This is a genomic window from Leucobacter sp. PH1c, assembly GCF_000633415.1.
In the GTDB taxonomy this organism is placed as follows: domain Bacteria; phylum Actinomycetota; class Actinomycetes; order Actinomycetales; family Microbacteriaceae; genus Leucobacter.
Genome location: NZ_AYMV01000011.1, coordinates 53,866 through 74,210, shown reverse-complemented (window position 1 = coordinate 74,210; position 20,345 = coordinate 53,866). Strand labels below are relative to the sequence as shown.

At 71.2% G+C, this 20,345-nt stretch carries 18 protein-coding genes; 3 read left to right on the top strand and 15 right to left on the bottom strand.

Going from position 1 to position 20,345, the window contains the following annotated elements:
- Positions 1-17 precede the first annotated feature (17 nt).
- Positions 18-1,610: a GTPase HflX gene (gene hflX / locus U874_RS0103980; protein WP_025133254.1), complete on the bottom strand. Its 1,593-nt coding sequence runs from the start codon at positions 1,608-1,610 to the stop codon at positions 18-20.
- A 102-nt stretch (positions 1,611-1,712) separates the two neighbouring features.
- On the opposite strand from hflX, the gene U874_RS0103975 reads away from it, so the two are divergent.
- Entirely contained in the window at positions 1,713-2,321 is a 609-nt protein-coding gene (locus U874_RS0103975) for a class I SAM-dependent methyltransferase (RefSeq protein WP_025133253.1), read from the top strand.
- A gap of 51 nt (positions 2,322-2,372) precedes the next feature.
- On the opposite strand, the gene dapF is transcribed toward U874_RS0103975, so the two are convergent.
- Together dapF and U874_RS0103965 are read right to left on the bottom strand one after the other, a co-directional pair.
- A complete protein-coding gene (gene dapF, locus U874_RS0103970) occupies positions 2,373-3,254 on the bottom strand; it encodes a diaminopimelate epimerase (protein ID WP_025133252.1) in 882 nt (293 codons plus the stop codon).
- A 10-nt stretch (positions 3,255-3,264) separates the two neighbouring features.
- Complete coding sequence (locus tag U874_RS0103965) at positions 3,265-3,690, bottom strand: GNAT family acetyltransferase (protein ID WP_025133251.1); 426 nt, start codon at positions 3,688-3,690, stop codon at positions 3,265-3,267.
- A 79-nt stretch (positions 3,691-3,769) separates the two neighbouring features.
- Between U874_RS0103965 and U874_RS0103960 the strand changes: the two genes are divergently transcribed.
- Positions 3,770-4,297 carry a nucleoside deaminase gene (locus tag U874_RS0103960; RefSeq protein ID WP_025133250.1) on the top strand — a complete coding sequence of 176 codons (528 nt, stop codon included), beginning with the start codon at positions 3,770-3,772 and terminating at the stop codon, positions 4,295-4,297.
- A gap of 93 nt (positions 4,298-4,390) precedes the next feature.
- Here U874_RS0103960 and miaA read toward each other — a convergent pair whose 3' ends face one another.
- The 9 genes from miaA to U874_RS0103915 all read right to left on the bottom strand — a co-directional run bounded on the left by miaA (position 4,391) and on the right by U874_RS0103915 (position 14,361).
- Positions 4,391-5,308: a tRNA (adenosine(37)-N6)-dimethylallyltransferase MiaA gene (gene miaA / locus U874_RS0103955; RefSeq protein ID WP_025133249.1), complete on the bottom strand. Its 918-nt coding sequence runs from the start codon at positions 5,306-5,308 to the stop codon at positions 4,391-4,393.
- Positions 5,305-6,846: a tRNA (N6-isopentenyl adenosine(37)-C2)-methylthiotransferase MiaB gene (miaB, locus tag U874_RS0103950; RefSeq protein ID WP_025133248.1), complete on the bottom strand. Its 1,542-nt coding sequence runs from the start codon at positions 6,844-6,846 to the stop codon at positions 5,305-5,307. The genes miaA and miaB overlap by 4 nt, the downstream gene beginning before the upstream one ends.
- Before the next feature lie 63 nt (positions 6,847-6,909).
- The gene (locus U874_RS14660; RefSeq protein ID WP_157834205.1) at positions 6,910-7,872 is read right to left on the bottom strand and encodes a regulatory protein RecX; all 963 of its coding nucleotides are present in this window, start codon (positions 7,870-7,872) and stop codon (positions 6,910-6,912) included.
- A gap of 54 nt (positions 7,873-7,926) precedes the next feature.
- On the bottom strand, positions 7,927-9,036 hold the full coding sequence (gene recA, locus U874_RS0103940) for a recombinase RecA (RefSeq protein WP_025133246.1): 1,110 nt from the start codon (positions 9,034-9,036) through the stop codon (positions 7,927-7,929).
- 263 nt (positions 9,037-9,299) lie between these two features.
- Positions 9,300-9,521, bottom strand: coding sequence for a DUF3046 domain-containing protein (locus U874_RS0103935; protein WP_025133245.1), 222 nt, complete (start codon positions 9,519-9,521; stop codon positions 9,300-9,302).
- 119 nt (positions 9,522-9,640) lie between these two features.
- Positions 9,641-9,961 carry a helix-turn-helix domain-containing protein gene (locus tag U874_RS0103930; RefSeq protein ID WP_025133244.1) on the bottom strand — a complete coding sequence of 107 codons (321 nt, stop codon included), beginning with the start codon at positions 9,959-9,961 and terminating at the stop codon, positions 9,641-9,643.
- 130 nt (positions 9,962-10,091) lie between these two features.
- Positions 10,092-10,697, bottom strand: a complete 606-nt coding sequence (locus U874_RS0103925; RefSeq protein WP_025133243.1) for a nicotinamide-nucleotide amidohydrolase family protein — start codon at positions 10,695-10,697, stop codon at positions 10,092-10,094.
- A complete protein-coding gene (gene pgsA / locus U874_RS0103920) occupies positions 10,684-11,289 on the bottom strand; it encodes a CDP-diacylglycerol--glycerol-3-phosphate 3-phosphatidyltransferase (RefSeq protein ID WP_025133242.1) in 606 nt (201 codons plus the stop codon). Before pgsA ends, U874_RS0103925 begins: the two co-directional genes overlap by 14 nt.
- Positions 11,290-11,292: 3 nt before the next feature.
- The gene (locus tag U874_RS0103915) at positions 11,293-14,361 is read right to left on the bottom strand and encodes a DNA translocase FtsK (RefSeq protein WP_025133241.1); all 3,069 of its coding nucleotides are present in this window, start codon (positions 14,359-14,361) and stop codon (positions 11,293-11,295) included.
- Positions 14,362-14,469: 108 nt separating this feature from the next.
- On the opposite strand from U874_RS0103915, the gene U874_RS0103910 reads away from it, so the two are divergent.
- A complete protein-coding gene (locus tag U874_RS0103910; protein ID WP_025133240.1) occupies positions 14,470-15,573 on the top strand; it encodes a GNAT family N-acetyltransferase in 1,104 nt (367 codons plus the stop codon).
- A gap of 496 nt (positions 15,574-16,069) precedes the next feature.
- On the opposite strand, the gene murJ is transcribed toward U874_RS0103910, so the two are convergent.
- Genes murJ through U874_RS0103895 form a run of 3 tightly spaced genes read right to left on the bottom strand, consistent with a single transcriptional unit; the run spans position 16,070 to position 20,332 of the window.
- On the bottom strand, positions 16,070-17,671 hold the full coding sequence (murJ, locus tag U874_RS0103905) for a murein biosynthesis integral membrane protein MurJ (RefSeq protein WP_025133239.1): 1,602 nt from the start codon (positions 17,669-17,671) through the stop codon (positions 16,070-16,072).
- A 4-nt stretch (positions 17,672-17,675) separates the two neighbouring features.
- Positions 17,676-18,650 (bottom strand): peptidoglycan bridge formation glycyltransferase FemA/FemB family protein, encoded by a 975-nt coding sequence (locus U874_RS0103900; protein ID WP_025133238.1) that lies wholly within the window; start codon positions 18,648-18,650, stop codon positions 17,676-17,678.
- Positions 18,651-18,655: 5 nt separating this feature from the next.
- A complete protein-coding gene (locus U874_RS0103895) occupies positions 18,656-20,332 on the bottom strand; it encodes a ribonuclease J (protein ID WP_025133237.1) in 1,677 nt (558 codons plus the stop codon).
- Between the last annotated feature and the right edge of the window lie 13 nt (positions 20,333-20,345).

Here is a 20,345-nt window from a genome sequence, read left to right as displayed (position 1 = left end):
GCCGCGTGACGGCGCGGCTACGCCGAGGCCGCACCCTCGGGCGCCCCGAGGTACGGCTCAAGCTTCGCGAGCATCTCCGGCGTCACGTAGGCGCGCACGCGGGTGCCCGTCTCGACGTACTCGGTCTCGAGGACGCGATTGCGCTCGTGCAGCTCGGCGACGAGCTCGCCGCGGTCGTAGGGCACCACGACGGTCACTTCGCGATCCGGAACCGGGAGCGCCGCGTCCACTCGGCGTGCGAGCTCGTCGAGCCCCTCGCCCGTGCGCGCGGACACGAAGACCGCGTCGGGCACGAGCCCGTGCAGCACGAGGCGCTGCGAGTCGTCGATGAGGTCCGACTTGTTGAAGGCCACAATCTCGGGGATCCCCTGCGCGTCCACCTCCGCGATCACCTCGCGGACGGTGCGGAGCTGCGCCTCGGGATCGGGGTGCGAGCCGTCGACCACGTGCAGGATCACGTCGGCCTCGCCCACCTCCTCGAACGTCGAGCGGAACGCCTCCACGAGCTGGTGCGGCAGGGCGCGCACGAAGCCGACGGTGTCGGCGTAGGTGAAGCTGCGGCCGTCCTCGGTCTCCGCGTGCCGCACCGCCGTGTCGAGGGTCGCGAAGAGCTGGTTCTGCACGAACTCCTGCGTACCGGTGAGACGGTTCAGCAGGCTCGACTTGCCGGCGTTCGTGTAGCCCGCGATCGCGACCGAGGGCACCTCGCCGCGCTTGCGGTTGGCCCGCTTGGCCTCGCGCGCGGGAGCGAAGCCCGCGATCTGCTTGCGCAGCTTCGCCATCCGGGTGTGGATCTTCCGGCGGTCGAGCTCCATCTTCGTCTCGCCGGGACCGCGCGAGCCCATGCCCGCGCCGCCCGAGCCGACCTGGCCGCCCGCCTGGCGGGACATCGACTCGCCCCAGCCGCGCAGGCGCGGCAGCAGGTACTGGAGCTGCGCGAGCTCGACCTGGGCCTTGCCCTCGCGGCTCTTCGCGTGCTGGCTGAAGATGTCGAGGATCACGGCAGTGCGGTCGATCACCTTCACTTTCACGACGTCCTCGAGCGCACGGCGCTGGGAGGGAGCGAGCTCGGTGTCGGCCACGACGGTGTCGGCGCCGACGGCGGCCACGAGCTCGGCGAGCTCCTGAGCCTTGCCCTTGCCGAGGTAGGTGGCGGGATCGGGGTTCTGCCGGCGCTGGAGGAGCCCGTCGAGCACGTTCGCGCCCGCGGTCTCGGCGAGCGCCGCGAGCTCACGCAGGGAGTTCTCGGCGTTCTCGGCCGACTTCTCCGAGTAGATGCCGATCAGCACGACATTCTCAAGACGCAGCTGCCGGTACTCGACCTCGGTGACGTCTTCGAGTTCAGTGGAGAGCCCCACCACGCGCTTCAGGGAGGCGCGATCCTCGCGCTCCATCCGGATCGCATCGACGTCGGCGCCGAGCTCGTCGTGCTCGGCATCGCCAAGCGCCTGCGCGCCGCCCGTGAGGTCGCGGATCACCGTCGCCGACTCGGCGCGCTCGGCGCGGCTCAGCAGCCGCGCGAGCGGATCCGAGGCGGTCTCGGGGGCGTCGTCGATCGCAGGCTCGTCGGTGAATTCCTGGTCGGCATCTGCGGGAACACGTTTCGTCATCTGGCCTCCAGTGTACGTCGGGCGCGTCCGCACCGCACGGGTCGTTCGCCGACGGCGCAGGCACGGCGGACCGCAGCGCGCGCGGGCTGCGATACTGGGTGGGTGACCGAGCACTACTTCTCCGAGGCCCCCACGGGCGATTTCCGCCCGCGCGACATCGAGGTGGTGCTCGCGGGCGCCCCCCGCCAGGTGCACACCGCCGGGGGCGTCTTCAGCCCCGAGCACCTCGACCGCGGCACCGAGGTGCTCCTGCGCACGCTCGAGCGGGCCGAGGATCCCCGCCCTGGCGCCGTGCTCGACCTCGGCTGCGGCTGGGGCCCGATCGCGCTGGCCGCGGCGCTCGAGGATCCCGAGCGCGAGGTCTGGGCGGTCGACGTGAACGAGCGCTCGCGCGAGCTCACCCGCGCGAACGCCGCGCGGCTCGGCCTGCCCGGGGTGCGTGTCGCCGCCCCGGAGGACGTGCCAGCCGAGCTCACGTTCGGGGAGATCCGCTCGAACCCGCCGATCCGCGTCGGCAAGGAGGTGCTGCACGGCATGCTGCAGCTCTGGCTGCCGCGGCTCGCGCCCGGCGGCGCGGCGCACCTCGTGGTGGCGAAGCACCTCGGCGCGGACTCGCTGCAGCGCTGGATCGCGACCGAGTTCCCGGAGCTCGCGGTCGACCGCGCGGCCCGCGACAAGGGGTTCCACGTGATCCGGGCGGAGCGGGACTAACCCTCCGCCCGGGCACCTTGGCGGCGCTCCGCCGCGGGCAGCTCGGCGGCGTTACGCCGCGGGCAGCTCGATCACGCCCGAGTAGACGAGCTCCGCCGGCCCGTTGAGCGAGACGTGTTCGCCCTCCTCCGTGGGGAACATGCGCACGGCCAGGCGCCCACCGGGCACATCGACGCGCCAGTGGTTCGGCATCCCGGCGCCGCCCCAGTGCCGGAACGCGAGCGCTGCGGCAGCCGTACCCGTGCCGCAGGAGAGCGTCTCGCCGACGCCGCGCTCGTGCACGCGCATGCGGATGCGCGCGACTCCGTCCACGACGAGCGGGTCCTCGGGCACCACGAACTCGACGTTCGCGCCGTCCGCAGGCGCGGGCTCCAGCGCCGGGGCGCGGGTGAGGTCGAGGCCCTCCAGCTCGTCCACATGGGCGAGCGCGGCGACGAGGTGCGGGTTCCCGAGATCGATCCCGAGCCCCGGGCGCGCGACGGGCAGGCCGTGCGCCGCGACGAGGCGCTCAGGTGCGAGGCGCCAGCGCCCCAGATCCACGGTGTAGCCCGAGACCCCGGCGAGCACGTCCTTCACACCGGCGCGCGTGCCGATCGGCAGCGTGTCCCGGCGCTCGGGGGCGACGAGGCCCTCCGAGATCAGGTAGTGGGCGTAGACACGGATCCCGTTGCCGCACATCTCGGCGGGCGTCCCGTCAGCGTTCCAGTAGTCCATGAACCACTCCGCCTCAGGCTCCTCCGCGAGGCTCGCCGCCCCCTCGGGCAGCGCGCGCGAGCGCACCGCGCGGATGACGCCATCGGCCCCGATCCCGAAGTTCCGGTCGCAGAGAAAGCGGATCTGCTCGGGCGACAGGGTGGTCTCTCCGTCGGGATCGGTGAAGAGCACGAAGTCGTTGCCCGTGCCGTGGCCCTTGGTGAACGCGAGGGTCGTCATGCCTCTCAGTCTACGGGGCTGCGTCGAGCCGTTTGCCGAGCACGACGACATCGGAGTCCGCGTAGCCGAGCGCGCGGTAGTAGCCGATGACCTCCGCGTTCTCCGATCGCACCATGAGCTGCACCTTCGGGCAGCCGAGCTCCACGAGGCGCGCCTCAGCCTCCGCGACGAGCGCGCGCCCGATCCCCTCGCCCGCACGGCTGGCCGCGCTGGCGAGGTAGTAGAGCCAGCCGCGGTGCCCATCGGTGCCCGCCATCACGGAGCCGAGGATCGCGTCGCCCTCCTCCGCGACGAGGAACAGCTCGGGCTGCACCCGGAGCTTGGCCGCGATGTCGGCCGCCGGATCGTTCCACGGGCGCGTGAGGCCGCGCGCCTCCCACAGCGCGATGACGGCGGCGGTGTCGCGCTCGGCGAACGGGCGGATCGTGAACGGCACGACGAGCTCCTCTCGGCCGCGCGCAGCGCGCGGAGCTCTCACCCTATCGAGCGCCTGGCCGCGCTGCTACCGTGGGGCCATGTCCACCTCGCAGCCCCCACGTCCCCGAGCGGCCGCGCCCACCGCAGCGGACCTGCCGTTCCTGCGCCGCTGCGTAGAGCTTGCGCGGGAGGCGCTCGACGCCGGCGATGAACCGTTCGGTTCCCTGCTCGTCGATCCCGCGGGCGAGGTCCGCTTCGCCGACCGCAACCGCGTGCGCGACGGGGACGCCACGCGGCACCCCGAGTTCGAGATCGCCCGCTGGGCCGCCGCGCACCTGAGCCCGGAGGCGCGCGCGGCGAGCACGGTCTACACCTCCGGCGAGCACTGCCCCATGTGCGCCGCCGCCCACGGCTGGGTCGGGCTCGGCCGGATCGTCTACGCGGCGAGCACCGCGCAGTTGAGCGCCTGGCTGGCCGAGTGGGGCGTCGCCGCCGGCCCGGTCGCCCCGCTGCCCGTGCAGGAGGTGGCGCCCGGAGTGCCGGTCGCGGGCCCCGCGCCGGAGCTCACGGCGGAGATCCGAGCGCTGCACGCGCGCGCTCGCGGGATCGCGCTCCCGACCGGCTGAGGCCGCACCGGCGCTGTGTCATCAGGCGCTCCGCCGAGCGGGCCGTCCGCCGAGCGGGCGCTCCTCCAGCCGGGCGCCCCTCCGGACGGGGGGCTACTCCGGTCGTCCGCCGAGATCCGGCAGCTCCCCGGGCGCGAGCCACTCGATCCCCGGGTAGCGCTTGAACCAGCTCACCTGGCGGCGCGCGTAGCGGCGCGTGAGGGCCTGGGTCTCGGCGATCGCGTCAGCCGTGGAGAGGGTTCCTCCGAGCTCCGCGAGCGCCTGGGCGTAGCCGATGGCGCGCGAGGCCGTGGGCCCGCGCTCGATTCCGCGCGGCACGAGGGCGCGCACCTCGTCGAGGAGTCCCGCGGCCCACATGCCCTCGACGCGGGCGTCCAGGCGCGCGACGAGCTCGGCGCGGTCGAGGTGCACGCCGAGGATCCGAGTGGCGGGGTGCCAGAGCTCGGGATCCGCGGGCAGCGTCGTGCGCGCGTCGCCGCCGAGCAGGGCGACCTCCAGGGCGCGCACCACGCGGCGGGGGTTCTGCACGTCGACGCTCGCCGCGGTCTCCGGGGAGAGCTCCGCGAGCCGGGCGAGGAGCGGCGCCACACCGGCTGCGGCGAGCTCCGCCTCGAGCTCGGCGCGGATCTCTTCGTCGCGCGGCGGGAACTGGAAGTCGAAAATCGCGCTCGAGACGTAGAGCCCCGATCCGCCGACGAGAATCGCGTCGGCGCCGCGCGCGTGGATCGCGGCGATCGCGGCCCGGGCGGCGGGCTGGTACCAGGCGACGGTGGCCTCGTCGGCCGGATCCAGCACGTCGAAGAGGTGGTGCGGGATGCCCCGCCGCTCCGCAACGGGCAGCTTGGCGGTGCCGATGTCCATGCCCCGGTAGAACTGCATCGCGTCGGCGTTGATGATCTCGGCGGCGCGCCCGCGCTCGCGGAGCGCTTCGGCGAGGTCGAGCGACAGCGCGGACTTCCCCGTGCCCGTCGCTCCGACGACGGCCCAGACCGCCGGGCCGGGGGCGCTCATCGCGTGCGGATCGCGGGGAGCCCGAGGCTCACCGCGCGCGGCGCTGCGTCACCGGTCGGGGCGGGCACGCCGCAGCTCTCGGCCTGGCGGCGATCCCAGGCGTCGCCCGCACGGGTGCGGCGCACCGCGTAGACGCCGGGAACCTCGTCGGCGATGATGAAGTGCGGCGCCGCGGCCGTGATCTGCACGGTGACGACGTCGCCGGGGCGCGGCTCCGCGGCCCCCTCGGGGACGGCGAAGTGGACCAGGCGGTTGTCTTCGGCGCGGCCGGAGAGGCGCCGGGTCGCGGCGTCCTTCTTGCCCTCGCCGACGGAGACGAGCACCTCGACCGTGCGCCCGATCTGGGCCTGGTTCTCCTCGAGCGAGAGGCGCTCCTGGAGCGCCATGAGCCGCTCGTAGCGCTCCTGTACGACGTCCTTCGGGAGCTGGCCCTCCATCGTCGCAGCCGGGGTCCCGGGGCGGATCGAGTACTGGAACGTGAAGGCGCTGGAGAAGCGGGAAGCCTCGACCACGCGGAGCGTCTCGGCGAAGTCCTCCTCGGTCTCCCCCGGGAAGCCGACGATGATGTCGGTGGTGATCGCCGCGTTCGGGATCTGTTCCCGCACCGAGTCGAGGATGCCGAGGAACTTCTTCGAGCGGTACGAGCGGCGCATGGCCTTCAGCACCGCGTCGGAGCCGGACTGCAGTGGCATGTGAAGCGACGGCATGACGTTGTGGGTCTCCGCCATCGCGGCGATCACGTCGTCGGTGAAGGCCGCGGGGTGCGGGCTCGTGAAGCGCACGCGCTCGAGCCCCTCGATCTCGCCCATCGCACGGAGGAGCTTGCCGAAGGCCTGCCGGTCGCCGAACTCGACGCCGTAGGTGTTGACGTTCTGCCCGAGCAGGGTGACCTCGATCGCGCCATCGTCGACGAGTGCCTGCACTTCGGCGAGGATGTCGCCGGGACGGCGGTCCTTCTCCTTGCCGCGAAGTGCAGGCACGATGCAGAAGGTGCAGGTGTTGTTGCAGCCGACGGAGATGGAGACCCACCCGCTCGACGCGGAGTCGCGCTTCGTGGGCAGCGTGGACGGGAACACCTCGAGCGATTCGAGGATCTCGACCTGTGCCTCGGCGTTGTGCCGGGCGCGCTCGAGCATGGCCGGGAGCGAGCCCATGTTGTGGGTGCCGAAGACGACGTCGACCCAGGGCGCCTTCTCCACGATGGTGCCCTGGTCCTTCTGCGCGAGGCACCCGCCAACGGCGATCTGCATGCCCTCACGACCGCGCTTCACGCCCGCGAGGTGGCCGAGCTGCCCGTAGAGCTTGTTGGCCGCGTTCTCGCGCACCGCACAGGTGTTGATGACGATGACGTCGGCCGCGGCGGGGTCTTCCGCGGCGACATAGCCGGCGGCGTCGAGGGAGCCGGAGAGTCGCTCGGAATCGTGAACGTTCATCTGGCAGCCGAGCGTGCGCACGGTGTAGCTGCGCGGGCTGCCGTCAGCGCGGAGCGCCGCGGGCGACGGAGCGATCACGGTGGGTTCTGCCGAGGGGAGACTCATATTCTCAGTGTACCGAGGCTCTCCAGGGCCGCCTGCACCGGGGCCCAGCGGAGAACCGCTCCCCTATTCGAAGCGGACGCCGCTCGCGCCGCGGCCCCGGCGCGAGCCGCCGCCGACGCCATCGAGGGCCTCGCGCACGGCGCGGCTGGCGGGTTCGCCTGACCACCCCCGCCGGGCAAGGAACCCGAGGAGGCGCCGCTCCGCAACGGCGCGGTCGAGCCCACCGAGTTTCCCGGCGCGGGCAACCGCGGCCTCGCGGAGGAGCGTGAACTCCTCATCGTCGTCGAGCTCGCCGAGCGCGGCCTCGATCACCGCGTCCGGCAGGCGCCGCTCGCGGAGCTTCATCCGGATCTGCGAGCGGCTCGATCGCTTCGTGTCGCGGAGCTTCTCGGTGACGGCGCGTGCGAGCCCCGCGTCGTCCAGGTAGAGGCGCTCCTCGAAGTCGGCGATGACCGCGTCGACGTCCAGTGCGGCGTGCTCGAGCCGCAGCAGCTCCTCGCGGAGCTCGCCGCTCGAACGGGCACGGCGGGCGAGCAGCCGCACCCCGTCGTCCGTGGCCGCCTGCAGGCCGTCCTCCGCGCCCTCCGGTTCGCCCGCGTCCAGTGCCTCGACCGGCATCGCCACGTCCTCGGCGGCCGCGTCACGGACCGGCTCGGCGCCCCGGCCTGCGGCCGCGGCCGGCCCCAGGCCCCCGGCCCGGGTGAGCTCGCTCGCCCGGGTGAGATGATCGCCGAGCGCCGTGATGACGGCGGACCGAGCCGCGGCGGGGGCTGCGGACACCTCGGGGTCGACCTCAGCGGCCTCGGTGGCCACGAAAGCCTCCGTGGTGTCAGCGGCCTTGGTCGCCTCAGCAGCCTCCGAAACCTCAGCGGCCTCCGAAACCTCAGTGATCCGCTCCGACTCCGCGGGGGCGGCCGAGGCCGCCGATGTTTCCGGAGCCTCCGCTGGGGCGGCCGGTTCGGCCCACGCCCGCTGCCGCAGCAGTCCGCGCAGCTCGATCACCTCGGCGAGGTCACCGCGGTCCACTCCCGCCCCCGCATCGGGCTCGCCGGGGGGCGGGAGGAAACGGACGGCCATCGGCTACGCGCTCGCGCGCTCTGCGGCCTTCGCCGCGGCGGGTGCCTTCGCCGGCGCCTCGGCCGCGGCGCCCTCCGCGGGCGTCGCCTTCGAGTCCGCTGCGGGCTCCTCGCCCCGTCCGTTGACGCCGAGCTTCGTGAGGATCTTCTCCTCGATCTCCGCCGCGATGTCTGCGTGCTGGATGAGGAAGCGGCGGGCGTTCTCCATGCCCTGGCCCAGCTGATCCCCGTCGTAGGTGAACCACGCGCCGCTCTTCTTGATGAGCCCCTGCTCCACGCCGTAGTCGATCAGGGAGCCCTCTCGCGAGATCCCGATGCCGTAGAGGATGTCGAACTCGGCCTGCTTAAAGGGCGGGGCCATCTTGTTCTTCACGACCTTGACGCGGGTCCGGTTGCCCACGGCCTCCGTGCCGTCCTTCAGCGTCTGAATGCGCCGGATATCGAGGCGCACCGAGGCGTAGAACTTCAGCGCCTTTCCGCCCGAGGTGGTCTCGGGGCTGCCGAAGAACACCCCAACCTTCTCGCGGAGCTGGTTGATGAAGATGCACGTGGTCTTCGTCGCGTTCAGGCTGCCCGTGATCTTGCGGAGCGCCTGCGACATGAGGCGGGCCTGCAGGCCGACGTGGCTGTCGCCCATCTCGCCGTCGATCTCGGCCTTCGGCACGAGCGCCGCGACCGAGTCGATCACGACGAGGTCGACCGAACCGGAACGGATCAGCATGTCCGCGATCTCGAGCGCCTGCTCGCCCGTGTCGGGCTGGGCGACGAGCAGCGCATCGATGTCCACGCCGAGCTTCTTCGCGTACTCGGGGTCGAGTGCGTGCTCGGCGTCGATGAACGCCGCGATACCGCCCGCGCGCTGCGCGTTGGCGATCGCGTGCAGCGTGAGCGTGGTCTTGCCCGAGGACTCGGGGCCGTAGATCTCGACGATGCGCCCGCGCGGGAGCCCGCCAATGCCGAGCGCGACATCCAGCGCGACCGAGCCGGTGGGGATGACCTCGACGGGGGCGCGCTCCTGGCTGCCCATGCGCATGATCGCGCCCTTGCCGAAGTTCTTGTCGATCTGGGCGAGTGCGACCTCGAGTGCCTTCTCGCGGTCCTTGGGTGCTGCCATCTTCGTGCTCCTTCTGTGTGGGCGGATCGCTCCGCTACGGTGCTGCCTACCGACTGTCTCGGCCCCGCGTGGGGCAGACAAGGCATGTGGTGTGTTCGTGTTTCACACCCTAGAAGCACCCTCCGACATTCGCGCCGGGCGGCGGCATCCTGGGGAGCGAATTGCACGAAGCTCACCTGGGGACGAAGGTAGCACCGATCGAACACATGTTCGAACACGGCCTCGGCGTGTTGCGGCAGATCGACGTCGCTGCGATCCGCCGCTCAGTCGCGCGGGTCGATCAGGCCGCGCCCGTGCCGGCGCTCGACGGGCACGCCGAGATCCGCGCACAGCACAGCCCACACCTCGCGCGCGGGCACGCCGCGCTCGAGCGCCTCGTCGGGCGTCCCACCGAGGGGCGCGAGCCAGTGATCGCGCAGCAGGACGCCCGCGTACTCCGCACCGAACTCCTCGGCGCAGGCGCGGCGAAACTCGCTCAGCCGCATCCCGCACCCGCCTCGCACAGGCGCGCGAGAGCGCACGGGAACGGCGAAGCGCCCGACCCCGGAGGGATCGGGCGCTCTGGCCGCGCGACGCGCGCGCGGAAGCCTACCTGCGGCACGCGCTAGGACACGAGCTCGGGCGCGAAGCCCGAGACGAGTTCCGCGGGAACCGTGTCCGGTACGCGGTTCGCGAGCGGCAGCGAGAGCCCCTCGACGATCGCGAGTCGCTCACTCACCTCGCCCATGATCACGGACAGCGGCGTATCGAGCGCATCGGCGACCGCGGCGAGGATCTCGCTCGAGGCCTCCTTCTGGCCGCGCTCGACCTCGCTCAGGTAGCCGAGCGCGACGCTCGCGTCGCCGGCGACCTGACGCAGCGTGCGGCCCTTCTGCTGGCGGAAGTCACGGAGCACGTCGCCGATCTCCTGACGCATCAGCACCATGTGGAACCTCCTTCACTGCACTTCCCTGCGGGTTGTGCATCCACCCTACCCGCTGACACGCTTCTCGTCTTCGCGGGAACTCCACCCAGTCTGGGTGGCGTCACTGGGAACAACCCCGACACTACCCCGACTATTCCTGAAACTTCCCTGAACTTGAGTCGAGTGCACTCAAGTATTCCTGAATGCGGCCGTTCACGCCCCGTTCGAGGACGCCGTCCAGGGCGTCGAGCGCCGCATGGACCGTGGCGATCCGAATCGTGGCGCGGTCCCCCGTGAGCCGGAGCGGAATCGCGGCCGTGCGCTCCCCCGCGCTCACGCCGAGCCACACGGTGCCGGGCGCCTGCCCGGTCTGGGGATCCGGATCCGGCCCGGCGACTCCCGTCGTCGCAATCCCCACTTCCGCGGGCCGGAGCGCCCCGTCCGGGCCGGGGACCGCGCAGGCCGTGCGGACCCCGAGCGCCATCTGCCGCGCTACCTCCGCATCGACGGGTCCCCGCCGCGCGAGCAGCGCGCGATCCACCCCGAGCAGCGAGGCCTTGAGCGCGGTGTCGTAGGCAACGATGCCCCCGGAGAGCACGCGGGACGCACCGGGAACCGAGACGATCGCCGCCGCGAGCGCGCCGCCGGTGAGCGACTCCGCGACCGCGATCCGCACCCCCGCGCCCGTGGCGCGCGCGACGACGTTCGCCGCAGCGATCCGGGCTCCCCCGTCCGGGGGGCTCTCAGGCGCGCGCACCGCCGCCCCGCTGGGCGCGCACGAACGCGAGCACGTAGTCGATGCCGCTCGCGACGGTCAGCACGACCGCGATCGTCATCGTGATGATGTTCGCCCAGATCGCGATCGGGGCGGCCGAGCCGAGCACGTCGCTCAGCGGAAGCAGCGCGAGCGTGATCGCCACGGACTGCGCGACGGTCTTGAGCTTGCCCATCCATGCGGCGGCGACGACGACATCGCTCGCGATCATCAGGCGGTGGATCGTGATCCCGATCTCGCGGATGAGGACGAGGATCGTGACCCACCAGGGCAGCTCGCCCAGGATCGACAGCCCGACGAGGGCGGCCCCGGTGAGGAACTTGTCGGCGATGGGGTCGAGCAGCTTGCCGAGGTCGGTGATGAGTCCCCGGGAGCGCGCGATGTGGCCGTCCCAGGCGTCGGTCGCGATGGCGAGAACGAAGAACGCGGCGGCCGCCCACCGCAGCCCGTCGTGCTGGCCGCCGTCGGCGAGCAGCATCCAGATGAAGAACGGCGTCGCGAGGATCCGCACGCCCGTGATGATGTTCGGCGCGTTCCAGTTGCTCGGCCGCTCGGCCGCCCGCTGCTCAGTCATCGCTCAGTCCCGTCCCGTCAGCTGCCATGCGTCTTCATCGTCATCGCCGTCGACCTCTTCGAGGCCGGCCTGGTACTTCCCGATGGGATCGTCGTAGCGGTCGTCCACGATGTCGAGCGCGGTCGTCGCGCGATCGGTGAGCGGCTCGAGCACTGCGGTCGCCGGGTCGGATGCGGAGGGCTGTTCCGGCCCGTCTTCGCTTCCCGTCCCGTCTCCGGGCGCTGGGCTCGCGGGCGACATCGACGCGGACGCGGGATCCGCCGCCGGGTGCACCGGGGCCGCCGGGCCGGGCCCGGGAACCGGCGCTCCGGGCACTCCGGGCCCTCCGGGCGCTCCGGGCGCGAACTGCGCGGGGGCCGCCTGGGGCGGTGCCACCTGGGCCGGTGCGGCCTGGGCCGGTGCGGGACCGCCGCCCTTCAGCCGGGCGAGCACCTCGGGCAGCTGCTCGGGGGTGACGAGCACGTCTCGCGCCTTCGAGCCCTCCGAGGGGCCGACGATGTCGCGCGACTCCATGAGGTCCATGAGCCGCCCCGCCTTCGCGAAGCCCACGCGGAGCTTGCGCTGCAGCATGGAGGTGGAGCCGAACTGCGAGGTCACGACGAGCTCGACCGCCGCGAGGAGCACCTCGAGGTCGTCGCCGATGTCCTCGTCGATCTCCTTCTTCTCGGCCTCCTGCGCGACGTCGGCCCGGTACTCGGGCTGCGCCTGCGCCTTGACGTGGGCCACCACCTGGGCGATCTCGGACTCGTTCACCCACGCGCCCTGCACGCGCATGGGCGTGGACTCGCCGTTCAGCAGGAGCAGGCCGTCGCCCTGGCCGATGAGGCGCTCGGCGCCCACCTCGTCCAGGATCACGCGGGAATCCGTTCCGGAGGCGACCGCGAACGCGTACCGGCTCGGAACGTTGGACTTGATGACGCCCGTCACGACGTTCACCGAGGGGCGCTGGGTCGCGAGGACGAGGTGGATGCCCGCCGCGCGGGCGAGCTGCGTGATGCGCTGAATCGAGTCCTCGACATCGCGCGGGGCGATGAGCATGAGGTCCGCGAGCTCGTCGACCACGACGAGGAGGTAGGGGTAGGGCTTGAGCACGCGCTGGCTGCCCGCGGGGAGCACAATGCTCCCGGAACGGACCGCCTCATTGAAGTCGTCGATGTGGCGGAAGCCGAAGCTCGCCAGATCGTCGTAGCGCATGTCCATCTCTTTCACGACCCACTGCAGCGCCTCGGCGGCTTTCTTGGCGTTCGTGATGATGGGGGTGATGAGGTGGGGCACGCCCTGGTAGACCGTGAGCTCGACACGCTTCGGGTCGACGAGCACCATGCGCACCTCGGCCGGGGTCGCGCGCATGAGGATGCTCGTGATCATCGAGTTGATGAAGCTCGACTTTCCCGATCCCGTGGCGCCCGCCACCAGCAGGTGGGGCATCTTCGCGAGGTTCGCGACGACGAAGCCGCCCTTCACGTCCTTGCCCACGCCGATCGTCATCGGGTGGGTGCTGCGCTGCGCGCGGCTGGAGCGGAGCACGTCGCCGAGCGCGACGTTCTCGCGGTCCTTGTTCGGGATCTCGATGCCGATCGCGCTCTTGCCGGGGATGGGCGAGAGGATGCGGACCTCGTTCGACGCGACCGCGTACGAGAGGTTCTTCGACAGTGCCGTGACCTTCTCCACCTTCACGCCCGGGCCGAGCTCGACCTCGTACTGCGTGACCGTCGGTCCGCGGGAGAAGCCGGAGACCCGCGCGTCGACCTTGAACTCCTCGAACACGCGCGCGATCGCGGCCATGATCGCGTCGTTCGCCTCCGTGTGCGTCTTCGGGGCGTCACCCGCGGAGAGCGCCCCCTGGTCGGGCAGCCGGTACTCGAGCTGCTGCGCGGGATCGTGCGCGGGCGCGACGGCGAACGGCGCGGCGGGGGCCGCGGGCGCGGCAGCCGCGGCGTCGGAGGCCTGGGCAGCGGGCGCGAAATCGTCCCACGAGTCATCGCCCAGCCCGGACGCGGGGCCCGCGCCGAGCTGCTCGACGGCGGCCTCGGCCTGATCGAGCTCGTCGAAGAGTCCGTCGGCGAAGACGTCCGTCGCCGGTTCCGGCTCGGGCGCGAGCGCAGAGTCGAAGGCGACCGCGCGGGCCGGCGTCTCGGCAACCTCCGGCTCAGATGCGCCGCCGTCGAGTGCGGCGTCAAGGCCCGCTTGGTCCCCCGCGTACGCCGGATCCTCCTCGCGACCGGAGGCGTTGCGCCGCCACCAGGGCAGGGCGCCCGGCTCGGGATCCTGATCCTCGATGTCGAAGAGCGTCTGCTCGATGCTGCGATCCTTCTTCGCCTTGCCCTTGGGCTGCGGCTGCGGCTCGGGCTCGGCGCCGGGCTCCGGCTCGACGACGCCGAACAGGAACACGTACGCCTCGCGGAGCCGGCGCACGATCCGCCCGGGCGGCGTCTTCGTGACGATCAGCACCGAGAAAAGAAGGAGGAGCGAGAAGAACGGAGTCGCGACCCAGACGGTGAGCGCGAGGAGCGGCGTGCCGACCATCCAGCCCAGCAGGCCGCCGGCCTCGGCGAGCGCGGCCATCCCCTGGCGGGGGTGCGGCTGGCCGCCGTAGATGTGCGTGAGGCCCGCCACCGCGGTGACCGCGAGGAACAGGCCGATTGCGATCCGCCGGTTGTCCGTCACGCTGGAGGGGTGGTTGAAGAGCCAGAGCGCGAAGCCCGCCATGATGATCGGGAGGCCGAAGGCCACGCGGCCGAGCAGACCGCCGAACGACCACGCGTCCAGCTGCACCGCGACGGGGTTGCCGATGAGGAACCACTCGATCACGGCGCCGACGACCGCGAGGAGCACGAGAAGCAGCGGGACGCCGTCGCGGCGATCCTCGGGTGCAAGCGGCTCGACGCGGAACGCCCGGGCAGCGCCGCCGACCGCGTGCGCGAGCCCGTTCCAGGCGCGCACCACGACCCCGTCCGTGTGGACCGGCTCGGCGAGCACCTTCGTCTTCGCGGTCGCCCGAGAAGCCTGCCCGCGGGATCCCCGCGAGCCGGTGCTCTCCGATTTCGAGCGCGACGAAGCTTTACTGGCCATGCATTCAGGGTACGATCGACCGCCGACATTCGCGAGATGACGCTCCGACCGGCCCGGAATCGCGGGTTCCGAGGCCCCGGAGCGCGGGTGCGGCTAGAATCGATCGTCATGAGTGCACCCGCGCTTCGCGCCCGTTACGCGACGCCTCAAGAAATCGATTCCTGGGACCTTCTGCTCGGAGAGAACCCCGACGGGGGTGACTTCCTCGTCTCCACCACCCTCGCCGAGACCAAGCGCACCGTCGCCTGGCACCCCCGCTACGTCGTGTTCGAGCGCGGCGACGCCCGCGTGAGCGTCACGCTCGTGCTCGAGCGACGGATCCCGCTGCTCGGCCGGCTCTGGTACGTGACCCGCGGGCCCGCGGCCACCGAGCTCGACGGCCTCGCCGAGCACCTCGCGGCCCTCCGCGACCTCGCCCGCGACACCGCGCGCAGCGTCTTCGCGATCACGTTCGAACCGCCGATCGCCGCGAGCGACCCGAGCGAGCTCGAGGGCCCCGCCCCCGCTCCCCTGGCCGCGCTCGGCGCCGTGCGGCGCCCCGCGATCCAGGGCAGCGCCAGCACCGCGATCGTCTCGCTCGAGCGCAGCGAGGACGAGCTCATCGCAAGCTTCGACAAGAAGTGCCGCAACATGATCCGCCGCGCCCAGCGCGACGGCGCCTCGGTGCACACCCTCCCCGCGAACGAGGAGACGTTCGGCCACATGCACCGGCTCATGCGGCTCGTGGGCGGCGGCACGGCGAACCTCGCGCTGCGCCCCCGCGCGTACACGGAATCGCTGTGGCGCGGCTTCGCCGACGCCGGGCAGGGCCGGTTCTACGCGATCGACGTCGACGGCACGCCCGCGGTGATGAGCTACATGATCGTGATCGGCAAGCGCGCCTTCTACAAGGACGGCGGCTCCGAGCGCGACCGCGTCTCCCCCGGCATGTCGAACCTGCTGATCTGGCAGATGATGCTCGACGCCCGCGAGGCCGGTGCAACCGAGATCGATCTCGTCGGGATCGCCCCCGCCTGGGCCACGAGCACTGCGGACCACCCGTCCTACGGGCTGGGCCTCTTCAAGCTCTCGTTCGCGCGCGAGCGCACCGACTACATCGGCGCCTTCGACCTGCCGCTGCGCTCCGGGGCGTACCGGATCTGGCAGCGCATCGGCGAGCGCGTGGTGGCGAAGCTGCACCGCTCGAAGTACCAGGACATCGGCCTGTACTAGGCCGGGTGCGCTGGGGCCGGGGCTGGGCTCCCCTGGTGCCTTGACCCATCGCGCCTGGTCCCCTCGCACCCATCGGCAGATTTGTTCGACTTTGATCCGGATTCGGCACCCCATACCGGATCAAACTCACCCAAATACAGGCACACCCGGCAGCGCGAGACCCACGGGGCACCGAGCCACCCGGTCCCCTGCACCCCTGGGCAGATTCGGTCGACTTTGATCCGGAATCAGCACCTCATAGCGGATCAAACTCGCCCCGATCTGCTCCTAGGCGCAAACCGGGGGCGCAAAGGCAGGCAATCCCGCACCGACGCACGCCTGATCCCGCACTCCGCGGGGACGAGCGATGCGGCCTCAAACTAAGTTCGAGTTTGATCCGGATCCGGCCACCCAAACCGGGGCAAACTCACACAAAGTTCGAGGGGCGAGGGGCCAGGGGCGAGGGGCGTGAGGCAGCCAGGCAGCTGGGCTCCAATACCAGGAACCACCCCGCGAACTAGCCCCTGCCGAGCTTCCTGCGGAGCACGCCCAGCACCTCGCCGACCTCGGGCGAGCGCATCGCGAGGAGCGCGAGCAGGTAGACCACGCCCACGGCGCAGCCGACGACGATTGCGAAGAGGAAGGCCTGCAGCACGCCGTAGCCGGGCGCCCACATCTGCAGCAGCAGGCTCGTCACGAGACCCGCCATGATCGCCGGGATGATCGCGAGCACGAAGCGGGTCAGGCTGCCCAGCACGCGCTGGCCGTCGATGCGGCCGATCTTGCGGCGGAGGAGGATCGTGGCGACGAGGGCCTGCACCGTCGTCGCGACCGAGTACGCGATCGTCACAGCTGCGCCGCGCACCTCAACGGGCACGAACAGACAGCCCACGGCGAGCACCACGAAGAGGCCCTGCTGCACCGTCGTGAAGATGAAGGGCGTACGCGTGTCGGAGAGCGCGTAGAAGGAGCGCTGCACGATGAAGAGGAAGCTGAAGGGCGCGAGGCACAGCACGTAGGTGCGGAGCACGAGGGCGAACTGCTCGACCTGCAGCGGCGTGCCGCGCTCGATGAGCGGGCTGAGGAACGTCGCGGCGGCGAAGATCGCGCCCGCGGCGAACACCATCACGAGCGACACCTGCCGCACGGAGGCCGAGAAGTCGGAGCGGAAGTCGGCCATGCGTCCGTCTCGGCCCGCCTCGGCGAAGCGGGTGAAGTACGCCGTCGCGAGCGACACGGCGAGCACGGAGTGCGGCATCATGAGCACGAGCCAGGCGTTGCCGAGCGCAGCCGACGAGGGGCCGGATCCCGAGGCGGTGCCGACCACGTTCGAGGTGACCCACCCGCCGATCTGGATCACGACGATCATGGCGAGGCTCCAGCTCGCGATCTTCGCGGTCGCGCCGAGCCCCATCCCCCGCCAGACGAAGTCGGGCCGGTACTGAAGTCCGGCCTTGCGCCAGGAGACGAACAGGATCAGGGCCTGCGCGACAACGCCGAGCGTGGCGCTCCCGGCGAGCAGGGCGATGCCGGGGACGGTCCAGTCGGCGGCCGTCCGGTCGCCCGCGGGGTCCGCGCCGTACCAGGCCATGAAGGCCACGATGCCGGCGATGCTGATCACGTTGTTCAGCACGGGCGCCCAGGTGTACGGCCCGAACACGCTGCGGGCGTTCAGCACCTCACCCATCACGGTGTAGATGCCGTAGAACAGGATCTGCGGGAGGCACCAGTACGCGAACGCGGCGGAGAGCGCGAGCTGATCCGGTCCCCACGAGAGCTGGAACAGCCACACGAGGAGCGGGGCCGCGAGCATCGCGAGCGCGGTGATGATCGACAGGGCGACGATCACGAAGGTGAGCACCTTGTTGATGTAGCCCACGCCGCCGTCGGGGTTGCGCGCGGCCTTCACGATCTGCGGCACGAGCACCGCGTTCAGCATGCCGCCGAGCAGGATCGTGTAGACCGTGTTCGGCAGCATGTTGCCGTTCGCGAACGCGTCGGCCGAGATCGAGCTCGTCTGACCGATCGCGGCGGCGAGCACGATGACCTTCGCGAGTCCGAGGACCCGCGAGAGGATCGTACCCGTCGCCATCACGGCGCTCGCGCGCAGGAGACCCACCGTGCTACTCCTTCGGTGCTGCGTCCGACGCCGCGGCCGGAGCGTCGGTCTTCCGCGACGCGAGCTTCGCGCGCAGCGCGTGGAGGCCGTCGAGCGTGCGCCGGAGCGCATACTTCGCGGGGAGCACCGGGATCTCCCAGGCGCCCGAGAACTGCACAGCGTGGCCGCCGAAGGTCCGCTTGAACGTGGTGAAGCCCGTCCACTCGTCAGGGACGTCATCGCGCGCCGAGATGCCGTAGAAGTCGAACGTGGTGAGCCCGCGTTCCTTCGCGTCGAGCATCAGGAACGCGATGAACGGGCCCGAGATGTGCATGCTGACGTTCGAGGTGTCGCGCCCCACGTAGAGGTAGTAGCGCGTGTCCTCGTCGTCAACCACATAGCCAACGACCTTCGTCTCGCCGTCCTGCTTCGCCGTGAAGACGCGGGCGATGCCCTCGTCGACGAGGCCGCGGAAGTGCGTGAAGTACTCGGAGTCGCGCACCTCGAAGGAGCGAGTCTCCCCCGTCTGCCGGAGCAGCTCGATGCCGAGTTCGTAGTCCGCGTCGTCGGTGAGCTCCGCGAAGCTGTAGCCCCGCTTCGCCGCCCCGCGGAACTGCTTGCGCCGAGTCGTGTTCATCCCGCGGATGATGTCGTCCTCGCTCTGCGTGAGGTCGACCACGTGGGTGCGGCTCGGCTGGAAGCCGGTGAGCATGCGCTTGCCGCGCGCGCCCGCCTGCTCGGGGGTGATCGGGAGCGACGGCTCGATGATCAGGCGGTAGCAGCCGAGCTGCTTCGCCTGCGCCCGCGCGTGGGCGATCGCGGCGTCGAGGCCGCGCTCATCCGCGACGACCGGGCCGTACGGGAGGTACAGGTACGGCCCGATCGAATCGCGCACGATGCGACCGAAGTAGTGCCAGCCCGGGCCGGAGCCCGAGACGACCCGCTCACCGAGCTCCTCCTGGAACTGCCACCAGCGTTCGGTCTGGAAAAAGTTCGCCATGCTCCCTACACCACCACGACGACCGGGACGATCATCGCCTTGCGGCGCAGCTTCGTGCCGACCCAGCGGCCGACGGTGCGGCGCGTGATCTGCTGGAGCTGGTGGTGATCGGTGATCCCGTCCTTCATGGCATCCTCGAGCGCCTTCGCCACCTGGGGCTTGATCTTCTCGAAGACGTGCTTCTCCTCGGCGACGCCCTTCGCGTGGATGTCGGGGCCGGAGACGATCTGGCCGAGCGTGGTCTCCACGACGGTGATGACCGAGATGAAGCCCTCCTCCGCGAGCGTGCGGCGGTCCCGCAGATCGTCCTCGGTCACGCGGCCGACGCTCTTGCCGTCGACGTAGATGAACTCGATGTCGAGCTGGCCGACGGGGCGCGCGACGCCGTCGACGAGGTCGACGACCGTGCCGTTCTCGGCGATGACGGTGCGGTTCTGCGGCACGCCGGTCTCGATCGCGAGCGCCGCGTTCGCGACGAGCATGCGGTGCTCGCCGTGGATCGGCATCACGTTCTTCGGGCGCACGATGTTGTAGCAGTAGAGCAGCTCGCCCGCGGACGCGTGGCCCGAGACGTGCACCTTCGCGTTGCCCTTGTGGACGACGTTCGCGCCGAGCTTGATGAGCCCGTCGATGACGCGGTACACGGAGGTCTCGTTGCCCGGGATGAGGCTCGACGCGAGGATGACGGTGTCACCCTCGCCCACCTCGACCTGGTGCTCGCGGTTCACCATGCGGCTCAGCACGGCCATGGGCTCGCCCTGCGATCCCGTGGACATGTACACGATGCGGTGATCGGGGATGTCGCCGCTCTTCTTGAGGTCGACGAGCACGCCCTCGGGGACGTCGAGGTAGCCGAGGTCCGCGGCGATCTTCATGTTGCGCACCATCGAGCGGCCGAGCAGCACGACGCGGCGGCCGTTCGCCTGCGCGGCGTCGAGCACCTGCTGCACGCGGTGCACGTGGCTCGAGAAGCTCGCGACGACGACCTTGCCCGGCGTCTTCGCGATGACCTGCTCGATCACGGGCCCGATGTTCTTCTCGGGCGAGGTGAAGCCCGGCACGTCGGCGTTCGTCGAGTCGGTCATGAAGAGGTCGACGCCCTCCTCGCCGAGCCGCGCGAAGGCGCGCAGGTCGGTGATGCGGCCGTCGAGGGGCAGCTGGTCCATCTTGAAGTCGCCCGTGCCGATGACCGTACCGGCCTCGGTGCGGATCGCGACCGCGAGCGCGTCGGGGATCGAGTGGTTCACCGCGATGAACTCGAGATCGAACGGGCCGAACGTCACACGCTCGTCCTCCGCGACCACCTGCGTGACCGGGCGGATGCGGTGCTCCTTGAGCTTCGCCTCGACGAACGCGAGGGTGAGCTTCGAGCCGACGAGCGGGATGTCCTCGCGCTTCTTCAGCAGGTAGGGCACACCGCCGATGTGGTCCTCGTGACCGTGCGTGAGCACGACCGCGACGATGTCGCCGAGGCGGTCCTCGATCTTCGTGATGTCGGGCAGGATGAGGTCAACACCGGGGTGCTGCACCTCGGGGAAGAGCACGCCGCAGTCCACGACGAGCAGCTTGCCGTTGATTTCGTAGACCGTCATGTTCCGGCCGACCTCGCCGAGGCCGCCGAGCGGCGTGATGCGCAGGGTCCCCTGCTCGAGTGCGGGGGGTGCGTAAGGGGGGTTGGGCACAAAGCCTCCTGTT

What these genes read in the sequence shown, in the direction of transcription:
- dapF (WP_025133252.1), bottom strand. Translation starts at nt 3,254, where the DNA reads ATGACGACCCTCGCGTTCACCAAGGGCCACGGCACGGGCAACGACTTC.
- miaA (WP_025133249.1), bottom strand. Translation starts at nt 5,308, where the DNA reads ATGAGCGCCCCCGGCCCGGCGGTCTGGGCCGTCGTCGGAGCGACGGGC.
- U874_RS0103930 (WP_025133244.1), bottom strand. Translation starts at nt 9,961, where the DNA reads ATGGTGCTGATGCGTCAGGAGATCGGCGACGTGCTCCGTGACTTCCGC.
- U874_RS0103915 (WP_025133241.1), bottom strand. Translation starts at nt 14,361, where the DNA reads ATGGCCAGTAAAGCTTCGTCGCGCTCGAAATCGGAGAGCACCGGCTCG.
- recA (WP_025133246.1), bottom strand. Translation starts at nt 9,036, where the DNA reads ATGGCAGCACCCAAGGACCGCGAGAAGGCACTCGAGGTCGCACTCGCC.
- U874_RS0103960 (WP_025133250.1), top strand. Translation starts at nt 3,770, where the DNA reads ATGTCCACCTCGCAGCCCCCACGTCCCCGAGCGGCCGCGCCCACCGCA.
- U874_RS0103900 (WP_025133238.1), bottom strand. Translation starts at nt 18,650, where the DNA reads ATGGCGAACTTTTTCCAGACCGAACGCTGGTGGCAGTTCCAGGAGGAG.
- miaB (WP_025133248.1), bottom strand. Translation starts at nt 6,846, where the DNA reads ATGAGTCTCCCCTCGGCAGAACCCACCGTGATCGCTCCGTCGCCCGCG.
- U874_RS0103910 (WP_025133240.1), top strand. Translation starts at nt 14,470, where the DNA reads ATGAGTGCACCCGCGCTTCGCGCCCGTTACGCGACGCCTCAAGAAATC.
- hflX (WP_025133254.1), bottom strand. Translation starts at nt 1,610, where the DNA reads ATGACGAAACGTGTTCCCGCAGATGCCGACCAGGAATTCACCGACGAG.
- U874_RS0103935 (WP_025133245.1), bottom strand. Translation starts at nt 9,521, where the DNA reads ATGCGGCTGAGCGAGTTTCGCCGCGCCTGCGCCGAGGAGTTCGGTGCG.
- pgsA (WP_025133242.1), bottom strand. Translation starts at nt 11,289, where the DNA reads ATGACTGAGCAGCGGGCGGCCGAGCGGCCGAGCAACTGGAACGCGCCG.